Below are 22459 nucleotides of genomic sequence, written 5' to 3'. Positions count from 1 at the left end.
TTTTTGTTATACTAAAAATAGTATAGAAAAAGGGAGCGAATAAGTTGGAACAGAAAAAGCTAAAAAGAATTCTTGAATATGTATGGATCGCGGTTGTGCTCCTTGTAGGATATTATTTATTAAAAGATAAAAGTATTTGGGTTCTATTTTTAATGACTTTCTTATTAGCGGGTTTAGGCACGTTATTTATTAACTTTTTCTTTGATAGTGTGAATGCATGGAAGAAGAAAAAGAAGGGAACGAAGTAAAGGAAATATGTATGCAAAAGTGGAGCTCGTGTACGATCGGAATTGGCATTCTGAAGTGTTCCATACCATTGGTATATTTTTCGTTTTACAATCGTTAACGAAACGCATAAGAATAGCTCGCCGTTTTATAGGCGAGCTATTTTTTTATGCTTTTTTCTTTTCATCTTTTTCTTTTTCAGTAGCTAAATGACTATGTTTTCTAGAGTAGAAGAAATAGAAGCATAAGCCGACTATAAGCCAAGCCGCAAAGCTAATCCATGTCGTTTTAGACAAATTAATCATTAAATATAAACAGCAAAGAATCGCAACAACTGGTAATACAGGTACGAAAGGTGTGCGGAATCCGCGTTTTAAGTCAGGATGTGTTTTTCGTAAAATAAGTACAGCGCAGCAAACGAATGTAAAGGCAGTTAACGTACCGATGTTTACTAAGTTTGCTAGTAAGTGTAAGTCTAAAAGTCCTGCTAATAAAGCGGCAACAACACCAGTGATCCACGTATTTAATAAAGGGATTTTTACTCTTTTATTTACACGCGCTAGCGCTTTTGGAAGTAAACCGTCGCGGCTCATCGCATATGAAACGCGAACTTGTCCATACATAACGACTAAAAGAACGGTTGTCATTCCTGTCATTGCACCAACAGCGAGCAGCCCTGCAATTGTATCCTCACCAACGAAATGTAAGGCAAATGCAACTGGATCCGAAACATCTAATTGTGTATAAGGAACCATACCTGTTAAAACGAAAGATACGATCATGTATAAAACAGTACAAATAAGAAGGGAACCGATAATGCCAATTGGTAAATCACGCTGTGGTTTTTTCGTTTCTTCGGCAGCGGTTGCGATTGCATCAAACCCTAAAAAGGCAAAGAATACAGTGGCCGCTCCAGTAATAATACCGTCGTATCCGAATGGAATGAAAGGCGTCCAATTTTCAGGCTTTACATATTTTGCGCCTGCTACAATAAAGGCGATAATAACAGCTAGCTTTATAAGAACCATAATATTATTAATGCGTGCGCTTTCGCGTATACCAAAACTTAATAGGCCAGTAATGAGTAGTAAAATACAAACAGCTGGTAAATCGATCAGACCACCTTTTCCGACGCCAGGGGCCGAGGCGATTATGGCGGGAAGGTGTATGTTAAACCCGTGAAGTAATGATTGCAAATAACCAGACCATCCAACAGCTACCGCTGCGACGGCAAGTAAATACTCGAGCATTAAACACCAACCAACGATGAAGGCGACGATTTCTCCGACTGTCATGTATGCGTAAGTGTACACACTTCCTGAGACAGGTATAGAAGAAGCAAATTCGGCATAACAAAAGGCTACACAAGCACAAGTAAAGGCAGCAATGAGGAATGATAGCATAATACCAGGACCAGAATGCTTCGCCGCTACAATACCTGTTAATACAAAAATTCCTGTCCCAATTACGGCGCCAATTCCTAAAAACGTTAAATCGAGTGCAGTTAATGTTCTTTCTAGCTGTCTTGGTGATTCAGTACTAAGCGCTTTTTTTCGTAATAATGACTTCACTTTGGACTCTCCCCCCGTTTTTTCATTTCCATAACTGCGAATGTAGTATGAGCCCACTAAAAAAGAGTACGTAAGTATATGGAGGTACAGTTATGGTACGTAGTTTTTAAAATTGCTGGATTAATCTTAATATAATTCAGAATATTTTGTCAAATGAAAATGTGACAAATAAAATGCGGATTAATAGGGGAAACTATGCGCAGAAATGGATGCGATGCGGATTAACAATCAGCTTTTGGGGAAGAAAACCCACTGATTAAAGTTTTACTTTATAAAGTAGGAGAAGATGCTATGTTATTTTATTTTGAACTTGTCGTCATTTTACTTTGTACGAAATTAGCTGGTGACATTAGCGTTAGACTTGGTCAGCCTTCTGTACTTGGTAAATTAATTGTTGGTATTATTATCGGTCCTGCTGTACTCGGTATTATTAATAGTTCGGAACTTATCGATGAACTGAGTGAAATTGGTGTTTTGTTACTCATGTTTATGGCTGGGCTTGAAACAGATTTAGAAGAGTTAAATCGGAATTTGAAATCATCATTTGCAGTAGCGGCTGGTGGAATTATTTTTCCTTTCATCGGTGGTTATGTAACAGGATTGCTGTTTGGATTAATACAATCTCATGCAATTTTTTTAGGGTTATTACTTTGCGCAACATCGGTTAGTATTACGGTGCAAACGTTACGTGATTTAGGAAAAATGAATACGAGAGAAAGTACAACTATTTTAGGTGCTGCTGTATTTGATGATGTCATTGTCGTTATTCTATTAGCGTTTGTTATGAGCTTTTTAGGAACACAAGATGTGAATATAACACTTGTTATCGCAAAGAAACTTATTTTCTTTGTAAGTATTGTTTTTATCGCATGGAAAGTTGTTCCGTGGATTATGAAAATGCTTGTCCCACTTCGTGTATCGGAAGCATTAATTAGTGCGGCACTTATTATTTGTTTCTCTTTTTCGTATTACAGTGAAATGATGGGAATTGCAGGTATTATTGGAGCATTTGCAGCCGGAATTGCCATTTCTCAAACAGAGTATAAGCATGAAGTAGAACATAAAATTGAACCGATTGCTTATGCGATATTCGTACCGGTGTTCTTCGTAAGTATTGGAATGGAAATTACATTTCAAGGCATTGGAAGCCAGCTTTGGTTCATTATTATTATGACGCTCATTGCGATCTTTACAAAGTTAATAGGATCAGGTTTAGGAGCAAGACTAACGGGGTTCAATCTTCAATCTTCTATTAGTATCGGTGCGGGGATGGTATCACGCGGAGAAGTAGCGCTTATCATCGCGGCGAATGGACTTACGGCGAATTTATTAGCGAAAGAAAATTTCACAGCGATTGTTATTGTTGTTATATTAACGACAATTATTACGCCGCCGCTTTTGAAGAAATATTTCGTATAGAAGGAAAGAGCTTATCTGATGTAGGTAAGCTCTTTTTTTATTGTAAAAAGCAATGGTCATGTAGCATGGAGGGTTTGTAATTATGGTAAAATCTATGTATATGATGTAGGCAAGGAGAGGAATACGTGAAGATTACTAAGGAGAAGATTATAGGTGTAATTATACTCCTTTTATTGTGCATACCATTTACTGCATGGAAAGAATCAAAAGTGAAAGAATTTCCGGTTTCTATTTTCTCGGAAGAAGCAGATGGTGAGTACGATCAGAAGCTTAAATACACTGCTTTTTTACCTAGTGTTGCGATTTGGATGAACGGTTGGGAAAAGAAGTGGACAGAAGGGGAAAGAACTGTTTATCAAAAAGGAAATCGCATTGTAAATGTGTTTCATCCTCCTGGCGATGATGGTTTTTACCTTCATGAAGCAAGAGAAAATAAGTGAACGCAACCGTAAGAAGTGGAGGTTAAATAGTGAAAGCTTCAACATTACTATTTAAAATTGAAAATAATATGGATCAATTTTCACCAGCTGAAAAGAAGGTTGCCATGTATATAATGGAGAATGCAGAGATTGTTCCGAACTTAACGACGAAAGAAGTGTCAACGAATGCAAGCGCAAGTGAAGCGAGTGTTGTTCGCTTTTGTAAATCGATTGGGATCGGAAGCTTTAAGGCATTTAAAATAGCGCTCGTTCGTGAATTAACGATTGCTGATTATAATATTAATGATTTTTCAGTGATGAATACAGAAGATGGACCGTATGATTTGTTTAATAAAGTTACATATGTGAATAAGGCTGCAATTGAGGCGAGTGTTACTGCTATAGATAAGAAGGAACTTGAGAAAGCAGCGGATCGTATTGTAAATGCGGATAAAATCATATTTTACGGAGTAGGCGGATCAGCTACTCCGGCGATGGACGGTGCTTATAAATTTACGCGGCTCGGATTTACGGCGATGATGCTATCTGATTTTCACATGATGTTGCCACTCGTAACAAATTTAAAAGAAGGCGATATTTTTGTTGCGATTTCAACATCTGGTCGTACGAAAGATGTGCTTGAAATGGCGCAATATGCGAAGAGACAAGGGGCAACGGTTATCGGAATTACGAAGCTTGATCAATCATCACCTTTATATAAAGAGGCAGACATTCGTCTTTGTATGCCGGACGTAGAGCAAGATCATCGCATCGCGAGTATTGCTTCAAGAATGACACAACTGAATATGATTGATGCTTTATATGTGATTACTTTCAACAGAATTGGTAATAAAGTATTAGATCAATTTATGGAGACAAGAGAAGAAGCTCTGCGGTTACGGAAGTTAAAATGAAAAGATGGGGAAACCCATCTTTTTTTGTATACTGACATAAATTCGTCATGAAGAGAAATAAAATTTCATAAAATAAGAAAGTAATGTTGATTTTAAATTTCTTGAAGTTATAATAAAAGTATGAAATTAAATTTCAAAGAAGGTGACAACATGTTAGAAAATTTATCTACAGAACATCGCAATGAGAAGACGATGAACCTAGATGAGATGAGCATAAAAGAAGTGTTACAAAGTATGAATGAAGAAGATCGAACTGTTGCGTTAGCAGTTGAAAAAGAGATAGAACAGATTGAAAAAGTTGTCCAAACTGTCATTAAATCTTTTGAAGAAGAGGGCCGATTAATTTATATTGGGGCTGGTACGAGTGGGCGTTTAGGTATTTTAGACGCAGTGGAATGCCCACCGACATTTGGTACAGATGATAAAATGGTGCAAGGATTTATAGCAGGTGGATTGAAAGCGTTTACTAAGGCGGTAGAAGGTGCTGAAGACCGCGAAGAGTTAGCAGAAGAAGATTTAAAAGGTATCGGATTAAACGAGAAAGATACTGTGATTGGAATTGCAGCAAGTGGTCGAACTCCTTATGTAATTGGCGGCTTGAAATACGCAAATAGCGTGGGAGCGAGTACAGCTAGTATTTCTTGTAATAAACATGCTGAAATAAGTAAATATGCAAAACTAAATGTGGAAGTAGAAACAGGTGCAGAAATATTAACAGGATCAACGCGCTTAAAAGCTGGTACAGCACAAAAATTAGTGCTGAATATGATTTCAACAGCTTCAATGATTGGCGTGGGGAAAGTATATAAAAATTTAATGGTAGATGTTCAGTCTACAAATGAGAAGTTAGTAGAACGATCAAAACGAATTATTGTAGAAGCAACAGGTGCTAGTTATGAAGTAGCGACAGAGTATTACGAAAAGGCAGAACGTAACGTGAAAGCTGCGATTGTTATGGTGTTATTGCAGTGTGAGTATGGGGAAGCGTTAGAGAAATTAATAGAAGCGAAAGGTTTTGTGAAGAAGGCACTATAAATAATAGGGAGGGGGATTCTATTATGAAGAAAGAAGAGAGAATGGCCAAAGAAATTTCAGAGCAACTTGGGGGAATAAAAAATATTCGTGGCATAGCTCATTGTATGACGAGACTGAGATTAACGCTTCATGATGAAAGTAAAGTGAATATGGACCTTTTGAAAAAGGTTGAAGGCGTTATGGGGGTCATTGAAGATGAGACGCTCCAAGTTGTCGTTGGTCCAGGAACGGTAAATAAAGTAGCAGCTGAAATGGAAGGTTTAACAGGACTCAGAATTGGTGAAGTAGCAGATCATCATCTTGAAGATATTGGGCAAGAGATGAAGTCAGAGATTAAGAAGAAAAATAATACACCAATGAAAAACTTTTTACGAAAAATAGGAAGTATTTTCATTCCGTTAATTCCTGGTCTTGTTGCATCGGGAATTATAAACGGGGTTGCTAACTTTGCGAAAAACGCTGGTGCTGATCCGAATGCTACATGGCTACAGATGTTACTACTTATTGGCGGCGGTATCTTTACATTCTTAGGAATTTTAGTCGGCTGGAATACAGCGAAAGAATTTGGCGGGACACCGGTTCTTGGGGCAATTGCTGGTATTTTAATTTTCAACCCGGCGATGGCGAACGTAAAATTATTTGGTGAAGCGTTAGTACCCGGACGGGGCGGATTGTTTGCAGTTATTTTTGCAGCGTGGCTTATGGTTGTAGTGGAAAGACAAGTTCGAAAAGCTGTGCCAAATGCAGTTGATATTATCGTGACACCACTCATTACTGTATTAGTTGTCAGTATCGTAACGATGTTAGCAATTCAGCCAGTTGCAGGTTTCTTATCTGAAGGAATTACAAGCGGGATTAATGCTATTTTAAATATTGGTGGAGCGTTTGCCGGAGCAGTGCTTGCCGGAACATTTTTACCTCTCGTTATGGTCGGATTGCATCACGGTTTAACACCAATTCATATGGAATTTATTAATCAAACGCAAGTAACGCCTTTATTACCAGTACTCGCAATGGCTGGCGCTGGGCAAGTAGGAGCAGCGATTGCGATTTATGTAAAAACAAAAAATAAACGCCTTCGTAACGTAATTAAAGGTGCATTGCCAGTTGGATTTTTAGGAATTGGTGAGCCATTATTATACGGGGTTACATTACCACTTGGGAAACCATTTCTTACTGCTTGTTTAGGTGCAGCAGTTGGTGGTGCATTCCAAGCAGTTATGCACACAGCTGCACTCGGAATTGGCGTATCAGGATTATCTTTAATCCCATTAATTGCTGATAATAAATATTTATTATATTTCCTTGGATTAGTAGTTGCATATACTTTCGGATTCATCTTTACGTATTTTTTCGGCTTTAAAGAAGAAATGGCAGAAAATATATAGAAAAAGAGAAAGGGATTTCCTTTCTCTTTTTCTATTAATAGAGAGGGAGATTTATATGATAGGAGTTTCAATTTATCTTTCAAAAGAGAGAGTAGAGAAACAAGAAGAGTGGTTGAAAGTAGCGAAGGAAAACGGATTTTCATCTATTTTCACATCACTTCATATTCCAGAAGATGATCCAAATACGTATAAAGAGTTAATTCAAATACTTGGGAAACAAGCTCTCGAAAATGAAATGGAGTTAATGGTTGATGTCTCTCCGAAATCGTTACATCATTTAGGAATATCGTATGAAAATGTGGAAGAGTTATTGGAGTGGGGCATTACGGGTTTACGAATGGATTACGGCATCAAGCCGAAAGAAATTGCGAGTGTATCTCATAAGATGAAAGTAGCGTTAAACGCAAGTACGATTACAGAACCATTTTGGAAAGAGCTACTTGCGGAAAATATAAGAGTAGATCGTGTAGAAGCGTGGCATAACTTTTATCCGCGTCCAGAAACAGGACTAGCAAAGTCATTCTTACAAAAGCAAAATCAATATTTACATGAGTGCGGAATAAAAACGATGGCATTCATTCCGGGAGATGGGGAAAAACGCGGTCCGTTATATGAAGGTTTACCGACGTTAGAAAAACACCGCAATATGCGCCCACTTGAAGCATATTTAGAACTTGTTCAAGAGTGTGACGTTGATAAAGTGCTAATTGGAGATATAAGCGGGAGCCTAGAAAGTGTACAAGAAATTGCGATTGCAAGTAATGGAATTATTCCGGTGCGGTATCAATCATTTATAAATGATAGTGAAGTATTAAAAGTGGTAGAGCAAGTGCATACAAATCGATTAGACCCAGCACGTGATGTCATTCGTTCTGTAGAATCAAGAGAAGGAAATAAAGTTGTGTTACAACCGATGCATACAATTGCAAGAAAAAGAGGCAGCATTACAATTGATAATGAATTGTACGGTAGATATGCTGGGGAGATGCAAGTTGTTGTACATGATTTACCTGTAGATGAGAAAGTGAACGTTGTTGGAGTGATTGCAGAAGAGGATATATGTCTGCTGCCCTTTATTAATGCAGGCCGGAAATTTCAACTTGTCCCTAATGAATAATATCTTGAACTAAAAAACATTATCCGTAAAAAGGATAATGTTTTTTAGTTAGGAATGTTTTCGCACTAAAGCTCTAGTTGGCTGAACAGCAACAGTTTTGAAATGAGAAAATAAATAACACCCTGTAACGACGATAATTGTCCCGAAAATTTGAATCCACGTTAATTCTTCTCCTAGGAACAGGAATGCTAAGATTGCTGTAAAAATCGGATTGAAGTTTAGAAAAATCCCTGACGTTGTAGCTCCTAATTTTTGTACACCGATATTCCAAAACACCATACAAAGAACTGTGGAAATAAGCCCTGTATATAAAAGTGATGTTATGAAAGACGTATCTATATTTGAAACAGTGAAGCTACCTATGTTAAATGGCAGTAATAAAATAACGCCGAAAATACCAGAATACAACGTCGCCATAAGCGGTGAAGTTGTTTTTGTTGCCCATTTACTGCAAACAGAATAGATTCCCCAAATACAAACTGCCGCCATCATCCATAAATCTCCACTATTAAAATGTAGTGAAAATAAAAGTGAGAAATCACCTTTTAAAAGTACGAGAATAACGCCAAAGAATGAAAGAGTCATAGATAGAATTTGAAGTGTATTTACTTTTTCCTTTAGAAATAATACAGAAAATAATGCGATGGAGATCGCGTTTAATGTAGAAATAAGGCCTACATTCGTTGCGGATGTTTTTTCTAATGCTAAAAATTGAAAGATGTTAAAAAGAACGACCCCTGAAATTCCCATCAGTATTAATGGAAGTATTGCAGCACGTGGTGGAATGATTTTCTTTTCTTTAAACCATACCATCGGTAATAAACAAACGATCGCAATCATCCATCTTAAACTTGTCAGTGTCATCGGTGATGCATGATCAACGAGTGATTTCCCAACGACAAAATTTCCTCCCCATAATAAGCTCGTTAATAATAGTAAAAAGACATAAAAATAAGGCATGCTAAAATCCCCTTTGTTGTGATCAATGTGAATTGTAAATAATTTTAGCATTTTTCTTTATTATGTAATATATTCTTTTGTATAATGATAAAAACTCGATAAAATGTTTTGTTGTAAATGTTATTGATAGAAAAATATTCAGTTTTATATAAATTATAAGGTGTTTTTTCGAATAATCATCGGTAAGAAAAAAGGGGGAAATTGTAATGGAGTCGTCTGTTATTAAAGTGTTAGATGATTTGGATGTACAAATTTTAGATATATTGCAGAAGGAGTCACAAGTAAGTAATGCAGAGCTAGCACGCCGTGTTAATTTATCGCCGGCTGCTATGCACGCAAGAATAAAAAGATTAGATGGAGAAGGTTTCATTGATAAGCAAGTTGCGATTTTAAATCAAGAAAAGCTTGGGTTTGATTTACTATGTTTTATTTTTATGAGTACGAATATTCATCAATCGGATAAGCTGGAAGTGTTGGAGAAAGAATTAGAATCGATGCCGGAAGTGTTAGAATGTCACTGTTTAACAGGAGAGTACGATTATTTATTAAAGGTGGCGAACCGTGATCGTAAAGAGCTGGAGCAGTTTATTAGAAAGTTAAATAAGTTAGGGATTACACGGATACAGACGAGTTTAGCACTGCGTGAAATTAAATATTCGACGGTATTGCCGATACGAAATGAGGGACCAAGCATCGATTAGATTGCTTGGTTTTTTGTTTGTGTAATATTCAGAAAAATGATTGACTGGGAGAAAAGAGAGATGTATTATTATATAAAATTATGAATTAAAATTCATTGAAAGTTATAAATATTAATACCAGAGGCAAGGGGATATAATATGAAAATCTTTAATGCAGTCACAAGTGATGTGCAAGAAATTTATAATCTCATTGAAATTTACGCAAAAGAGGGAGTTGTTTTACCGCGTTCTCTTTTGTCTCTCTATCAATATTTGCAATGTTTATATGTTATGAAAGAAGACGGGAAAATTGTTGGAGTTGCTGGATTGCATGTATTAGGAGAAGACCTTGCAGAAGTACGATCTTTAGTCGTTTCGCATACATATGCAGGGAAAGGGATAGGGCGTATGCTCGTAAATCATGTGATGGAGGAAGCTACGAAAATAAATGTAAAAAGAGTGATTTCCTTAACGTATGAAACAGTATTTTTTCAAAAGTGTGGATTTGATTTTGTAAATAAAGAAGCATTGCCAGAGAAAGTGTGGATTGATTGCAGACATTGTCCAAAGGTTGATTATTGTGATGAGGTGGCGATGGTTCGGTATGTTGGGTGAAAATTTTATAGAGAAAAAGAGCCCACTATTATGTAAATAATAGTGGGCATCTATATTTCAATAAGAAATGAGAGTGTTATTAAGAATTTGAATTCGTTTGTCTCACGGCAAAATTATAAAGTGGATCTCTAAGTTCATAGTTATACGTAAAACCGTCGACAATTCCTACAACTTTATCGTTATCATAAAGGTCGAGCATAAATTGTGCCATTTGTTTTGCAGTGTGGAATTTCGGTACAACATTATCGTATTGGAACTCATCAATATCAAATGAGCGTTTCGCAAATTCTGTTTCAGTTGCAGCAGGAGCTAAAACTTTTGCTTGCAGTTTTGCGCCTTGTTCTTTTAGTTCGTGAGATAGCCCTTCTGTAAATGCACTTACATAAAACTTCGTAGCACAGTACGTAACAGCATCAGCAACAATCGTGTATCCACCGCCTGATGAAACGTTAATAAGCTGTGTTCCCTCGATCATTGAATAATCTCGAACGAAAAGGGAAGATAGTATTGTTAGTGCTTCTATATTTACATGCAACATCGTTTCTATCTTGTTTAAATTTTGTTCAGCAATTGAGGCGAAATTACCAAAACCTGCGTTGTTAATCCACGTTTCAATTTGAAAACTTTGTAGACTTTCATACAGTTTATAAACTTCTTCAGTGACGGATAAATCAGTTTTTCGAATGACAACATCCAATTTCGGATTCATTTCGTTAATTTTCAATTTTAATTCTTCTAATTCTGCTTGTCTTCGAGCTACAAGTATTAAGTTTTTTCCGCGAGATGCAAAGGCTAAAGCTGATTCATAGCCGATTCCTGAACTAGCACCAGTAATAACAGTATATTTCATATAAAATCCTCCTAAATTCAACTTAATTATTATGGTTAGATTTTATTTATTAGAGTATACTCTAAGTCAAATGTTTTTTATAAATTTGATAAAGCAGTAAAATATATGAAGATAAATGGCATGCGGAGGGAGTACGAGTATGTACACAATTAGTGAGGTAGCTAAATTATTAGGAATGAGCACACATACATTACGTTATTATGAAAAGGAAAATATATTAATTGCAAATCGCGATACAAATGGGAATCGAATTTATGAAGAGTCACATATAAAGTGGTTGCAGTTTGTAATGAAATTAAAACAAACACAAATGCCGATAGCGAAAATAAGAGAATACGCTAGATTATATACAGAAGGGGAGCATACAACCGGGGCTCGTTTGCAATTGTTAGAAGATCATAAAAAATCTATTCAAACTCAAAGAGAAAACTTAGAAATTACAGAGAAGATGCTTGAAAATAAAATTATTGCATACAAAGCCTCGTTGGAAAATAAATAGATTAAAAAATCCTCCGTTTCTTATTACGTGATGAAAAATGAATTTGATCTATAAGTATTTCATCATAGTGTGCGGGCAAATTAAAAAGAGCAGCTAGCAAAAGCTAACTGCTCTTTTTAAGGGATCTCTCCAAGGGGGAATGGAGAAAATCTTATGTTACTAGCATTATTGACAGATTATTGAGAAATATACATGTGGATTTAAGAAATTTAAAATATTTGGGGTTAATAGAATCTGGGTGTTGACACTTTATCAATTGGTCATATAGAATATTTATGAATGACATTCAGTCATTTTTCTGTGGAAGGGTATAGATAAGCAACCTTTATATGTAGTTAGCTTAATAACGGAACAAATATAAGGATAAATGAGGATGATATTTGTTTTTAAATAGTAGTTAGCATGAGATTATATTTTTTTTATTAAAAATGACTGATAGTCAGTCACAAGAGGTGGTAAGTATGAAAAATAAAGCTTGGTTATATGTCATATTAACGTGTATATTTGAAATTTTTTGGGTGTTTGGTTTTAACACAGCTCACACTTGGTGGCATTGGGTCATTATTGTAGGAGTTATCGCTGTTGATTTTCATTTTCTTTCTAAAGCGTGCGAACATATTGCAACAGGGACTGTATATGCTGTGTTTGCCGGAGCTGGGACGGTAGGTACTTTCCTAATGGATGTATTCCTTTTCGGCGGAAGTTTCAGTGTAGGGAAATTATTCTTTATCGTGATGGTTGTAGCGGGCGTTATCGGTTTAAAATTGGCTGATAATAAAGCAGAGACTGTGGAAGAAACTATGGAAGGAGCTGCTTAAAAATGGGTTGGTTTTTCGTATTGTGTGCTGCAATTAGTGAAATAGTCGGTGTGATAGGTCTTAAAATGTATAGTAAAGACAAGACGTTAGCAAATGGAGCGATTTATATAGGTGGCTTTGCAACTTCCTTCGCATTCTTATACAAATCTTTCTTATTCTTACAAGTAAGTGTCGCTTATGCGGTTTGGATTGGTATTGGAACAGCCGGCGCAGTTTTATTAAATATGTTTCTATTTGGTGAATCGAAAAGTAAGGCACGTGTTATCAGTGTCGCTCTTATTGTATGCGGAGTGACGGGATTAAAGGCTCTTTCATAAGAAATTGATATTACAGTTGAATCTCCTAACGATTTGTTAGGAGATTTTTATTATAAAAAGTGCACTATAATTGACAGTACAGCTCGTTATTCTATAAAATGAGTGACAGTCATTCAATACGCGTGTGAAAGGGTTTAGATGATGAATAAAAAAGAGAAAATTGTCTATGCAGCTATTGAAGTGTTTCAGGAAAAGGGCGTTGAAAAAACGAAGATTTCTGATATCGTGAAATTGGCTGGCATTGCGCAAGGAACTTTCTATTTATATTTTCCTTCTAAGTTATCTGTTATGCCTGCAATAGCAGAAGTGATGGTTGAAAAGATGATACTTGCAGTGAAAGAAAAAGTACAGAACGATGCACCTTTTTCAAGTAAAGTTGCGCAAGTAATAGATGCAGTGTTTAACTTTATAGCGGAATATCGTGAAATACAAGCTTTAATGTATGCGGGTCTTGCATCTACTGAACATATAAAAGAATGGGAAGCTGTGTATGAGCCTCTTTATATGTGGCTAAGCGAATTTTTAAGTGAGGCAAAAGAAGCTGGTGAAATTCGTGATTCGGTTCACGCAGAGCGAACAGCGAAGTTATTTATCGCTCTTGTTGAATCAGCAGCGGAACAAGTTTATTTATATGATCATAAAGATGATGAGCAAGTCGAGCTACAAAAGGCAGAAGTACTAGATTTTTTAACACATGCACTACATATAAAAGAATAGAGAAATAAGATGAACCTGTCTGAAAGGGTAGGTTCATTTCTGTGGGAAACTGAATGATAGTCATTCATCCTGTACTTATGTATGTGTGGAAAAGGATAGAGTGAAACTTTAATAAGTGAGAGCCATCTCCACTTATTATGAGCCCACGAATAACGGGATAAAGAAAAAACTTCTTGGGCATTATTTTTGAGAGGAACTTACGGGAAGAGGTGCTAAAAATTGCAAAAACCGATAAAAGAACAAAAGATGGTATTGATCATTCTTTTGAGTAATATATTTATTGCTTTTTTAGGGATTGGATTAATCATTCCGGTTATGCCGTCCTTTATGAATGATATGAATTTAACAGGGAAGACGATGGGATATCTCGTTGCAGTATTTGCAATGGCTCAGCTTATTACGTCACCTATTACGGGTCGCTGGGTTGACCTTTACGGTAGGAAAAAAATAATCATCATTGGATTATTTATTTTTGGTGTTTCAGAGCTTCTTTTTGGATCAGGAAAAGATGTATGGATGCTTTATATGGCACGGGTGTTAGGCGGGATTAGTGCTGCGTTTATTATGCCTGGCGTTACAGCATATGTTGCTGATATTACATCTATTAAAGAACGTCCAAAGGCGATGGGATATTTATCTGCGGCTATTAGTACCGGATTTATTATAGGACCTGGAATCGGTGGGTTTATTGCAGAATATGGAATACGTGTGCCGTTCTTCGTTGCAGCAGCAATTGCCTTTGTAGCATGTGTGATTTCTATCTTTATTTTGAAAGAACCGTTAACGAAAGAACAAATTGCAGAGATTTCTGCTAATACGAAGGAATCGAGTTTTATGGGGGATTTAAAGAAATCATTAAATCCAATGTATGCGATCGCATTTGTTATTGTATTTGTACTCGCATTCGGTTTATCAGCGTATGAAACTGTTTTTAGTCTGTTTTCTGATCATAAGTTTGGTTTCGCGCCGAAAGATATTGCGGCAATTATTACGATTAGCTCAATTTTTGGGGTAGTTGTACAAGTATTTATGTTTGGGAAATTGGTAGACATGTTTGGTGAGAAAGTGCTAATTCAATTATGTTTAATTGTAGGAGCAGTGTTAGCATTCGTTTCAACTGTAGTTTCTAATTATTGGATTGTACTGCTTGTTACTTGCTTCATTTTCTTAGCATTTGATTTACTTCGTCCCGCTTTAACGACGTTTTTATCAAAAGCAGCTGGAAAAGAACAAGGATTCGTTGCTGGTATGAACTCAACGTATACGAGTTTAGGAAATATCGCAGGACCAGCGATGGGCGGAATATTATTTGATATAAATATTAATTACCCATATGCTTTCTCAGGCGTTGTTTTAATAGTTGGTCTTGGCATTACATTTATGTGGAGAGAGAAGCAATTAGCTGGAAGTTTAGCGAAGTAATAAAACCCCTTACGACGGTAAGGGGTTTTTGTTTTACAAACTTAATCCAAACCGTTTTAATTCAATAAAAATCCCTTCTAATTGCTTTCCTTTATCCGTTAATGTGTACTCTACACGCGGCGGAACTTCTGGATATACTTTTCTCGATACAATTCCTTGTGTTTCTAATTCTTTTAGTCGAAGTGATAATGTTTTCGGACTAATACCGTCCATTGATTTTTGTAAATCACTAAAGCGTAATGTTCCTTCGATAAGAAGGTCACGAATGATTAAAAACGTCCACTTTGTACTAATTACGTCAAGCGTTTTAGCGATAGGACAAGGAATGCCAGGTAAACCTTTCGTTAATTCAACCGGATCTATATTGCTCATGGAATTAGCCTCCATAAAAATTTTTTGAATGAATTTGCTTTATAGTATCACAAAACTATACTTTTGGTAACTATATGAAAAAAATATCACTACTTCCATAAAGGAAGTTAGTGCATATACAATAGCAATACGAAATACAAAGGGTTTGTATGAGGAGGTGATTTCCATGAGTATGAAAAAGTTGTTTGCGTTCCTTAGTTTTTTTGTCATTTGTATTGTGCTTGTAGCGTGTAGTGGGGAACAAAAAGCTGAAATCCAGTTATTAAAAGAAATGCCAAAGCCAAAAGTAATGACGATTGATCCTTCACTCAGTAAAAAGGAAGCGACAGAAATCGTGCATGCAGCGCAGCGTTTTTATGCATTTTGGGATACAGGTAAAGAGGAACTTATTCCGCAGACTGTTACTGAAAACTTTTTTGATAATACGTTACCAAAAGGTCGCCCACAAGGCGTTGAAGGATTAAAGTTTGCAGCACAAAATTTTCGTAAAGTTGTTCCTGATATACATTGTGAGATTGAAGATTTATTAGTTGTTGGAGATAAAGTAACAGCTCGTCTTTCTTTTACAGGAACGCATAATGATAAAAAAATCAATTTTTTTGCGATTGATATTTTACATGTGAAGGACGGAAAGATAACGGAAGATTGGCATTTAGAAGATAATCTTACACTGAAACAGCAACTGGGATTAATAGCCGAGGAATAAAAATAAGGGAGAGAAAAGCGATGAAAAATATATTGATTATAAATGGACATGAAAAATACGGTACAAAGGAAGGAAGATTAAATAAAACGTTAGTTGATTGTATGGTAACGGTATTAAGCGAGAGTCATCATGTGAAAACAACAACGATTCAAGATGGATATAGTATTAAGGACGAACAAGGAAAGCTTTTATGGGCGGATGTTGTGATTTATCAAACACCAATTTACTGGTTTAGTGTTCCTGGATTATTTAAAACGTATATGGATGAAGTATATGAATACGGTTTGTTCTTTGAAGGTGCAGATGAATATGGAACAGGTGGTTTATTAAAAGAGAAGCAGTATATGTTTTCTACAACTTGGAATGCACCTGAAAAAGCATTTGGGGATAAGACGAAGTTCTTTGAAGGGGAAAGTTTAGAATCAACGCTTAGTCATTTACATCGTGTGCAGAAGTTTCTCGGTATGAATCCGTTAAAGAGTTTTGCTTGTTATGATGTGGTGAAGAATCCGAATATTGAGCAGTATTTATTAAACTTGAAAAACCATATGGATGAAGTAATTAAATAATAGTTTGCATCTGTATGTGAAGAAGGTACTACTAAGGATGTAGTACCTTCTTTTTCATTCATAAAAATTACTTAGTTCTTATTGGCTTAAAGTCTTCATAAGTGGAATCTAATATTTTATCCCGCTATTTGTGGGCAGTAAAACTCCCACCTCAAAATTCGGCTGGAGCAAAGAGCTTAGGTGGGAGATCAACTGCCCGTAAAAGCCCGATTGGTGCGGGCTGATTATAGTTTCACTTTATGAAATACGTTGAAAATCTTTACTCATACAGGACTGTTTTAGTTTTTTTGATTTTATCAAATATTTAATATCAGAGGCGTTATCATATGAAAGCTGAATATGATAATAGTTAATATACTCAAATAATGCAAACACATAAATAAATAAATAAATAGGGCGAATGATATCCCGCCTACAGGTAAGTGAGGATACCAAATTGAAAAATCAATAATAAACATAATAAGTCCCGTGATAATCAATCCTATATTTATTTTTTGTAGCATTTTTAAATATTGAATAACCCCAATAGGTGTAACAGATGTTTTTTCTTTTTTTAGTCTTTTCCACTTTACATACCAGTAAACCGTTCCTTGTAATAAGATAAACTCTAAAAGAAGAAATGAGACCCAAAAAGAGTATAGGGAATATAAATGTAATGTAGGATAAGCATAATTAAGTAAGGAACTTGTGAAAATAAAAATAATGACTGAAAATAACTCACCTGTGTATAGATAGGAAAGCCTTTTTTCTAGGTTGCGTTTCATGGTTCTTCTCCTTTTATAAAAACTCACATTTTAATACGGGGATGGCTGTATCCATAACTTCACAAAATTCGCCCAACCGAATGAATCGATTGTTACATTCTTTAAAGAAGAAGGATATGTTTTTCTTTTTAAAACGGATCCACTACAGCTAAATTTGGAGTGGTATTTGGCTGTAGTAAAAGGTTTTTTAACGTGCCTACTAATATGTAGCCACTAATAAGTACAATAAGTCCGATAACACGTAATGTTTATAAGGGCACTTCACGGTTATTCGTTTCTGCCGGGTTTTGGGGCGGTGAAGGTGGATTGTTGTTCATAATAGGGATCCCATCTTTTTTATTTATATATGTGTAAAATCATTATTTAACTTATGGATTGGAATTGTATAGTCATTTTCACTATATGAGAGCTGCCTATGAATAGTGATAAGAAATTTTAGGACGAGAAAAGAGGCTGCTATGTACAGCCTCTTTTTCGTTAAAATGAAGAAATTCGTTTCTTCGTTTTTGGTACAATAATAAATTTGATCCAGAGTAATCCGGCAATTATAATGATAACACTATGTAGAAATTGTCCTGTAGCAACGAGTACAACAGTTGAAAAAACAATTAATTGAATGCTTATTAATATGAAAATTAAGCTGAGAAATTGGTTCATTTTTTCTTCAGTAGTAATCGGATATAATGCTACAATAATATTTCCCGAAAAATATTTCCATAGAGAACGAAGCTGCATAGAAATCATATATAGGAAGACGTAAGCGATGGCGCCTTTTACGTATATATTTGGAACAAAATATAGGGTGAAAGCGCCGATTAACCCTAAGCGAATATATATACCAAAATAATCATTGCCGCGTAAAAATGATAGTGTATGTAAATAGAAGAAAGTAGCTTGTTTTTTATGTAGTAAAGGTTCGATCCAATTGGAAAGCCATTTTCTGCCGTTTACTTGTTTTTTTAGCTGCGGCACATCAGTGAAGATGCTAGCAAATTGATAAAAGCGTATGTCCAATTTTTCTTCTTGCTCGATTATGTATTCCCACGGTATTCGTTTTGTAGGTTGTTTTTTCGTGTATAGAAGCAGGAAAGCGAGAAGTAAAAGTAGTCCGCCTAATACGATCACATTTGCTGTATAAAACAGCATGTAAATAATAAGTGCGTTACAAGCAAGTCGTATAATAAGCCATATACTTTTTTCATGACTATCACGCCACATCCAATGTATGTACATATTCCAGGCCTTCGTAATCATTAAAACGATAAAGATTGTACATAAAAAAGGTACAGTTAATTGTAATGATTGCATGGCAAGTGGAACGAGAATAAGGAACATAAATAATAATGGGAAAAGCTGAATGATGTAATTATATAGAAGAGATTTTTTGAAATAAGAAGTTAATTTCTCTTCTAGTGCGAGTAAATAGACAGCATCAGGTTTTTGAATAAATGTACGTATTGGGCATCTCGATATAATCGCTGTTAGGACGATTGTAATGAGTAATAAGGATACTCCTGTAGAAGGAGCTGTTTTAAGAAACTTTGCGTAATAGTAAGCACCTATACAGGAGACGAAGATGAAGCTATATAGTAAACCGTTAATCATACGTGCAAAGTATGTAATGATATTTTGAATATGTTGTTGGAAGCGACTGCTCCATAATGATTCGATTGACATGTTTTTCACCTCTTTGTTCTATTATATATGTTTTATAAAAGAAAAAACGAGCAAATTGCGTTATGCAACTTGCTCGTTTTTCTTTTCGTTATTTTTTTTCTGATCACGATTCATTAATGGATAGAAGGCAAAGCCGATTACGAATAAACCAATTCCGAGAAGGAATGTTTTTATATCGGATGCGCCTGTTTTAATAACCCATAGTGCATAGCAAAGCGCGATCACTGCGACTATGCCATCCATAATTCTTGAACCCATTTCATTTTTATACGTTTCACCAGTTGCGACTAGTTTTAACTGGAAGATTGGTGAGACGAGATACGGAATGAGATAGGCCAGTGTTGATACGGTAATAACGAATGTATAAGCTTCTGCAATTGTTCCTGATAATGTTGAGAATAAGAACACTTGCGACATAATGTTTGTTAATCGTAATGAGTAAATTGGACTTCCTTTTTTGTTTGTTTTTGCGAAGAAGGAAGGGAAGAAACCTTCTTTTGCTGCTTGATACGGTACTTCTGAGCTTAATAAAATCCAGCCTAATATGGAACCGAATAGGGAAGTAAGAGCAAGTAATGCCATAAGTTTCCCGCCGCCATGACCCATTGCAGCGTTTAATGCATCTGCTAATGGACGTTCAGAAGCTTGTAATTTATCAACGTGAAGTACACCCATTGTTAAAATTGTAATTCCTAAGTAAATTGCAACTGTAATTAATAATCCTGCAACTGTTGCGCGTTTTACTGTTTTGGGAGAGGTAGCTCGGTTTGATAAAAGAACCGCCGATTCAATCCCTATAAATGCCCAAAGCGTTGTAAGAGCAGCTAAATTTACTTGTGAAAGGAGGCCGTGTGATACGCCTTCTTTATCGATCATCGGTGTGTACCATTGTCCAAACTTTGAAGCTTCGAATGCAAATAAAGTAACGATGATGAATAAAAGGAATCCAGTTATTTTCGTTGTAGTTGCTATGAAGTTTAGTTTTCCAGCTCCGCTTACACCGTTTGTTAAAATTAAATGAGTTCCCCATAGTAAGATGGAACAAATAGTAAATGTAATTAGTTTTCCAACTTCTACGTTAAATGAACCGATTGAAAATAGTAGTCGTGTATCTTTCATGATCGGGAAGAAGAGTGATAAATATCCCGCAAATGATGTAATGATGGCAACGTTACTTGCCCAGTTTGCAACCCAATATCCCCATACCATACTGAAACCAGCCATTTTTTTCTTTTTTGGTGATGAGAATAAAGCATATGCATGACTTTGTGGCCCTGTTGTTAAATCAGGACGACGAATTGCTAAATTACCGAAAACAAGAGCTAGCATTAAAACACCAAACCCTGTTGTTAACCAAGCTAAAGTGACACCGAGTGGGCTTGCTGTTTGTGCCAACGTACTTGGCACCATGAAAATCCCAGCGCCAACCATGTTACCAACAACGAAAGCTGTTAGTACCCAAAAGCCCCATTTTTTTTGCTGCATAGAAAATACCTCCAAAGTTAGTATAACCAAGTCAAGCGAGGAGATATGTATGTCTTCCGAAGTCAGGAAGAGAAGTCCCAAACAAAACAAAAAAAGCACGTAATTTGCCGCTACATGCTTTCTATCTTATAAGAAACCCACGACATACCTCTCGATAGCTCTCCACAAACGAAAACGTTTGTGACAGTTCTGCACTTATTAAATACAGACCCAGCAAGCGTGCATGGTGGACACGACTTACTTCGGCAACCATTCCTTTCTCATTCATTCATCAATGCCACTACATCTCCTGAAATGATACTCTTAATGATTGCAACCTCTACCTCACCGAGATACGAATGAGGATTTAAATATTAAATTAACGTATTTAAGAGTAACAAATGAATTTTTATACGTCAATGGATATAGCAAAAATCAGATTATAGAGAAGAGTTTGTTATTGTGGTGTTGGAGGGTTTGATACAGATTCATTGAATAAATATGTAATGAATTTTGAACAGGAGATTTACTAATTATTTAATGGGAATGGGGATTATTGAAATGATACGTGCTTATAGTGAAGAAGAGGATCGAATCGGGATTTTGGATTTAATAAAGAGTACGGGGATAGAAGGGGAGATAGGTTCTTTGGATGATATTGTGTCGAACGCTACTCATTTTCTCTTATATATCCAAAATGAGGTTAAAGGGTTCGCATATTCATCTTTTTATACAAATAGTGCTGAAGAGTCTATTGTTCAAATAAGTGTGTATGTAGCACCAGGTTCTCGTTTAAGAGGTATTGGTTCTGCACTATATAAGAAAATAGAAGAGTTAATTTCTAAAATAAAACCGGATTTTGTATGTACTTATATGAGGACTGAATTAGAAAGTTCTATTGGTTTTGCTAAGAAAATGGGATTGGAAAGATGGTGGGGATCGCTTGAATTGATATATAAGGGAGGGAGCTTTCCTGAAACAGATATGACGTTTATTAAATATGAGGATAGATTTTTTGACCAGTTTGTAACAATGGTACAGGAATGTTATTACGAATTGCATGAAATGAATGATATGAAGCCTTACCTTGCTCTGGAAGATAGTATAAAGAAGTACAAATTGAACAATGAAAGTAACGTGTATGTAGCTTTAGAAAATGAACAGCTAGTTGCATCGGTTACGGTAGGAGAAGGAACAATAGAGAATTTAATGGTCGCACAAATTCACCAAGGAAATGGATATGGTCGTAAAGCCTTGCAATTTGGTGTGAACAAGTTGTTAGAAGACGGGTATGAAGATATTAGATTATGTTATATAGAAGGAAATGAAAGTGCTGAGAGGTTATACAATTCTGTAGGATTTAAACCGCTTCATAATACACAAGTGTATCGGAAATTAAAAAAGCAGCTGACCTAAATATTAGATCAGCTGCTGAATATAAGATTAAACTAAGTTTAATACAGTTACTTTTTCACGTGTCATAGACTCAAGGCTCTTACGAATACCTTGTGCGCCCATGCCTGAACCTTTTCTTTTACACCGATGAATGGGAAGTGGTCAGGGCCGCGCTCTGTGCGTCCGTTAATTTGCACAGAACCAGTTTCGATTTTGTTAGCAATTTCAATTGCTTGTTCATCTGAAGAAACACGGCTGATTGGAAGGATTGGGCCAAATGGCTCTTCCCAAGCAACTTTCATTTCTTCTGTTACGTGGTCGATTAATGTTGGGTAAATTAAGTTACGCTCACGTTTGTTACCGATAACGATCGTAGCACCTTTTTCTACAGCATCGTCAACTAAGCCTTGAACGAAGTCAGCTGATTTATCGTCAATTAATGGAACGATTGTGCTGTCTTATTCTTTTTTTATTTTGTATGCCCGTTCTTACAGAAGATTCTCTTATTTCAAATGGATTCATTATGTATTTTATTTTATATGTAAA

At 35.9% G+C, this 22459-nt stretch carries 23 protein-coding genes, 3 pseudogenes and 1 riboswitch; of the genes and pseudogenes, 17 read left to right on the top strand and 9 right to left on the bottom strand.

Annotation, left to right across the window (positions count from 1 at the left end; genetic code table 11):
- Nucleotides 1-44: 44 nt before the first annotated feature.
- The gene (locus MR065_RS09930; protein WP_000435802.1) at nt 45-248 is read left to right on the top strand and encodes a hypothetical protein; all 204 of its coding nucleotides are present in this window, start codon (nt 45-47) and stop codon (nt 246-248) included.
- Between the two features lie 144 nt (nt 249-392).
- Here the strand turns inward: MR065_RS09930 and MR065_RS09925 are convergent, their stop codons facing one another.
- Nucleotides 393-1796, bottom strand: coding sequence for a branched-chain amino acid transporter BcaP (locus tag MR065_RS09925; protein WP_242213520.1), 1404 nt, complete (start codon nt 1794-1796; stop codon nt 393-395).
- 291 nt (nt 1797-2087) lie between these two features.
- Between MR065_RS09925 and MR065_RS09920 the strand changes: the two genes are divergently transcribed.
- From MR065_RS09920 to MR065_RS09895, 6 genes are all read left to right on the top strand, one after another.
- Nucleotides 2088-3215 carry a cation:proton antiporter gene (locus MR065_RS09920; protein WP_000899805.1) on the top strand — a complete coding sequence of 376 codons (1128 nt, stop codon included), beginning with the start codon at nt 2088-2090 and terminating at the stop codon, nt 3213-3215.
- A gap of 125 nt (nt 3216-3340) precedes the next feature.
- Nucleotides 3341-3655, top strand: a complete 315-nt coding sequence (locus tag MR065_RS09915) for an outer surface protein (protein WP_242213519.1) — start codon at nt 3341-3343, stop codon at nt 3653-3655.
- A gap of 29 nt (nt 3656-3684) precedes the next feature.
- Nucleotides 3685-4548 (top strand): MurR/RpiR family transcriptional regulator, encoded by an 864-nt coding sequence (locus MR065_RS09910; RefSeq protein ID WP_242213518.1) that lies wholly within the window; start codon nt 3685-3687, stop codon nt 4546-4548.
- Between the two features lie 150 nt (nt 4549-4698).
- Nucleotides 4699-5583 carry an N-acetylmuramic acid 6-phosphate etherase gene (gene murQ / locus MR065_RS09905; protein ID WP_242213517.1) on the top strand — a complete coding sequence of 295 codons (885 nt, stop codon included), beginning with the start codon at nt 4699-4701 and terminating at the stop codon, nt 5581-5583.
- Between the two features lie 23 nt (nt 5584-5606).
- Entirely contained in the window at nt 5607-6971 is a 1365-nt protein-coding gene (locus MR065_RS09900) for a PTS transporter subunit EIIC (RefSeq protein WP_242213516.1), read from the top strand.
- A gap of 55 nt (nt 6972-7026) precedes the next feature.
- A complete protein-coding gene (locus MR065_RS09895; protein WP_242213515.1) occupies nt 7027-8088 on the top strand; it encodes a DUF871 domain-containing protein in 1062 nt (353 codons plus the stop codon).
- 48 nt (nt 8089-8136) lie between these two features.
- Here the strand turns inward: MR065_RS09895 and MR065_RS09890 are convergent, their stop codons facing one another.
- Nucleotides 8137-9048, bottom strand: coding sequence for a DMT family transporter (locus MR065_RS09890; protein WP_242213514.1), 912 nt, complete (start codon nt 9046-9048; stop codon nt 8137-8139).
- A gap of 206 nt (nt 9049-9254) precedes the next feature.
- On the opposite strand from MR065_RS09890, the gene MR065_RS09885 reads away from it, so the two are divergent.
- Complete coding sequence (locus MR065_RS09885; protein ID WP_098268736.1) at nt 9255-9749, top strand: Lrp/AsnC family transcriptional regulator; 495 nt, start codon at nt 9255-9257, stop codon at nt 9747-9749.
- A gap of 138 nt (nt 9750-9887) precedes the next feature.
- Entirely contained in the window at nt 9888-10343 is a 456-nt protein-coding gene (locus MR065_RS09880; RefSeq protein ID WP_071771141.1) for an N-acetyltransferase, read from the top strand.
- A 79-nt stretch (nt 10344-10422) separates the two neighbouring features.
- On the opposite strand, the gene MR065_RS09875 is transcribed toward MR065_RS09880, so the two are convergent.
- A complete protein-coding gene (locus tag MR065_RS09875) occupies nt 10423-11193 on the bottom strand; it encodes an SDR family NAD(P)-dependent oxidoreductase (RefSeq protein WP_242213513.1) in 771 nt (256 codons plus the stop codon).
- A 139-nt stretch (nt 11194-11332) separates the two neighbouring features.
- On the opposite strand from MR065_RS09875, the gene MR065_RS09870 reads away from it, so the two are divergent.
- The 5 genes from MR065_RS09870 (at nt 11333) to MR065_RS09850 (ending at nt 14966) form a co-directional block, all read left to right on the top strand.
- Complete coding sequence (locus MR065_RS09870) at nt 11333-11692, top strand: MerR family transcriptional regulator (protein WP_098989312.1); 360 nt, start codon at nt 11333-11335, stop codon at nt 11690-11692.
- A gap of 461 nt (nt 11693-12153) precedes the next feature.
- Entirely contained in the window at nt 12154-12510 is a 357-nt protein-coding gene (locus tag MR065_RS09865) for a DMT family transporter (protein WP_097904041.1), read from the top strand.
- Nucleotides 12511-12512: 2 nt separating this feature from the next.
- Nucleotides 12513-12827: a DMT family transporter gene (locus MR065_RS09860; RefSeq protein ID WP_242213512.1), complete on the top strand. Its 315-nt coding sequence runs from the start codon at nt 12513-12515 to the stop codon at nt 12825-12827.
- Nucleotides 12828-12965: 138 nt separating this feature from the next.
- Complete coding sequence (locus MR065_RS09855; protein ID WP_097904043.1) at nt 12966-13544, top strand: TetR/AcrR family transcriptional regulator; 579 nt, start codon at nt 12966-12968, stop codon at nt 13542-13544.
- 219 nt (nt 13545-13763) lie between these two features.
- Nucleotides 13764-14966 carry an MFS transporter gene (locus tag MR065_RS09850; RefSeq protein ID WP_242213511.1) on the top strand — a complete coding sequence of 401 codons (1203 nt, stop codon included), beginning with the start codon at nt 13764-13766 and terminating at the stop codon, nt 14964-14966.
- 33 nt (nt 14967-14999) lie between these two features.
- Here the strand turns inward: MR065_RS09850 and MR065_RS09845 are convergent, their stop codons facing one another.
- Nucleotides 15000-15338, bottom strand: coding sequence for a winged helix-turn-helix transcriptional regulator (locus tag MR065_RS09845; protein WP_242213510.1), 339 nt, complete (start codon nt 15336-15338; stop codon nt 15000-15002).
- A 166-nt stretch (nt 15339-15504) separates the two neighbouring features.
- On the opposite strand from MR065_RS09845, the gene MR065_RS09840 reads away from it, so the two are divergent.
- Complete coding sequence (locus MR065_RS09840; protein WP_242213509.1) at nt 15505-16044, top strand: ester cyclase; 540 nt, start codon at nt 15505-15507, stop codon at nt 16042-16044.
- A gap of 20 nt (nt 16045-16064) precedes the next feature.
- The gene (locus tag MR065_RS09835) at nt 16065-16613 is read left to right on the top strand and encodes an NAD(P)H-dependent oxidoreductase (protein WP_242213508.1); all 549 of its coding nucleotides are present in this window, start codon (nt 16065-16067) and stop codon (nt 16611-16613) included.
- A 237-nt stretch (nt 16614-16850) separates the two neighbouring features.
- Here the strand turns inward: MR065_RS09835 and MR065_RS09830 are convergent.
- From MR065_RS09830 to MR065_RS09815, 4 genes and pseudogenes are all read right to left on the bottom strand, one after another.
- A pseudogene (locus MR065_RS09830) lies at nt 16851-17377 on the bottom strand (general stress protein).
- Between the two features lie 128 nt (nt 17378-17505).
- Nucleotides 17506-17694, bottom strand: a pseudogene (locus MR065_RS09825) (hypothetical protein).
- 160 nt (nt 17695-17854) lie between these two features.
- Nucleotides 17855-19054: an ABC transporter permease gene (locus MR065_RS09820; RefSeq protein WP_242213507.1), complete on the bottom strand. Its 1200-nt coding sequence runs from the start codon at nt 19052-19054 to the stop codon at nt 17855-17857.
- Between the two features lie 60 nt (nt 19055-19114).
- Nucleotides 19115-20539: an amino acid permease gene (locus MR065_RS09815; protein WP_242213506.1), complete on the bottom strand. Its 1425-nt coding sequence runs from the start codon at nt 20537-20539 to the stop codon at nt 19115-19117.
- Nucleotides 20540-20686: 147 nt separating this feature from the next.
- Nucleotides 20687-20869, bottom strand: a riboswitch (Lysine riboswitch).
- Between the two features lie 210 nt (nt 20870-21079).
- Here MR065_RS09815 and MR065_RS09810 point away from each other — a divergent pair.
- Entirely contained in the window at nt 21080-21934 is an 855-nt protein-coding gene (locus MR065_RS09810; protein ID WP_242213505.1) for a GNAT family N-acetyltransferase, read from the top strand.
- 27 nt (nt 21935-21961) lie between these two features.
- On the opposite strand, the pseudogene MR065_RS09805 reads toward MR065_RS09810, so the two are convergent.
- Nucleotides 21962-22371 (bottom strand): annotated as a pseudogene (locus MR065_RS09805) (aldehyde dehydrogenase family protein); the annotation flags it as partial.
- Nucleotides 22372-22459: the final 88 nt, after the last annotated feature.

The organism is Bacillus cereus group sp. BfR-BA-01383 (assembly GCF_022663495.1).
GTDB lineage: Bacteria > Bacillota > Bacilli > Bacillales > Bacillaceae_G > Bacillus_A > Bacillus_A cereus_AU.
This window is presented reverse-complemented; position numbering and strand designations above follow the sequence as displayed.

Bases quoted from the DNA above. Each gene is read 5' to 3' on its own strand.
- MR065_RS09920 (WP_000899805.1), top strand. From the start codon at position 2,088: ATGTTATTTTATTTTGAACTTGTCGTCATTTTACTTTGTACGAAATTA.
- murQ (WP_242213517.1), top strand. From the start codon at position 4,699: ATGTTAGAAAATTTATCTACAGAACATCGCAATGAGAAGACGATGAAC.
- MR065_RS09900 (WP_242213516.1), top strand. From the start codon at position 5,607: ATGAAGAAAGAAGAGAGAATGGCCAAAGAAATTTCAGAGCAACTTGGG.
- MR065_RS09895 (WP_242213515.1), top strand. From the start codon at position 7,027: ATGATAGGAGTTTCAATTTATCTTTCAAAAGAGAGAGTAGAGAAACAA.
- MR065_RS09890 (WP_242213514.1), bottom strand. From the start codon at position 9,048: ATGCCTTATTTTTATGTCTTTTTACTATTATTAACGAGCTTATTATGG.
- MR065_RS09885 (WP_098268736.1), top strand. From the start codon at position 9,255: ATGGAGTCGTCTGTTATTAAAGTGTTAGATGATTTGGATGTACAAATT.
- MR065_RS09880 (WP_071771141.1), top strand. From the start codon at position 9,888: ATGAAAATCTTTAATGCAGTCACAAGTGATGTGCAAGAAATTTATAAT.
- MR065_RS09875 (WP_242213513.1), bottom strand. From the start codon at position 11,193: ATGAAATATACTGTTATTACTGGTGCTAGTTCAGGAATCGGCTATGAA.
- MR065_RS09870 (WP_098989312.1), top strand. From the start codon at position 11,333: ATGTACACAATTAGTGAGGTAGCTAAATTATTAGGAATGAGCACACAT.
- MR065_RS09865 (WP_097904041.1), top strand. From the start codon at position 12,154: ATGAAAAATAAAGCTTGGTTATATGTCATATTAACGTGTATATTTGAA.
- MR065_RS09860 (WP_242213512.1), top strand. From the start codon at position 12,513: ATGGGTTGGTTTTTCGTATTGTGTGCTGCAATTAGTGAAATAGTCGGT.
- MR065_RS09855 (WP_097904043.1), top strand. From the start codon at position 12,966: ATGATGAATAAAAAAGAGAAAATTGTCTATGCAGCTATTGAAGTGTTT.
- MR065_RS09845 (WP_242213510.1), bottom strand. From the start codon at position 15,338: ATGAGCAATATAGATCCGGTTGAATTAACGAAAGGTTTACCTGGCATT.
- MR065_RS09840 (WP_242213509.1), top strand. From the start codon at position 15,505: ATGAGTATGAAAAAGTTGTTTGCGTTCCTTAGTTTTTTTGTCATTTGT.
- MR065_RS09835 (WP_242213508.1), top strand. From the start codon at position 16,065: ATGAAAAATATATTGATTATAAATGGACATGAAAAATACGGTACAAAG.
- MR065_RS09820 (WP_242213507.1), bottom strand. From the start codon at position 19,054: ATGTCAATCGAATCATTATGGAGCAGTCGCTTCCAACAACATATTCAA.
- MR065_RS09815 (WP_242213506.1), bottom strand. From the start codon at position 20,539: ATGCAGCAAAAAAAATGGGGCTTTTGGGTACTAACAGCTTTCGTTGTT.
- MR065_RS09810 (WP_242213505.1), top strand. From the start codon at position 21,080: ATGATACGTGCTTATAGTGAAGAAGAGGATCGAATCGGGATTTTGGAT.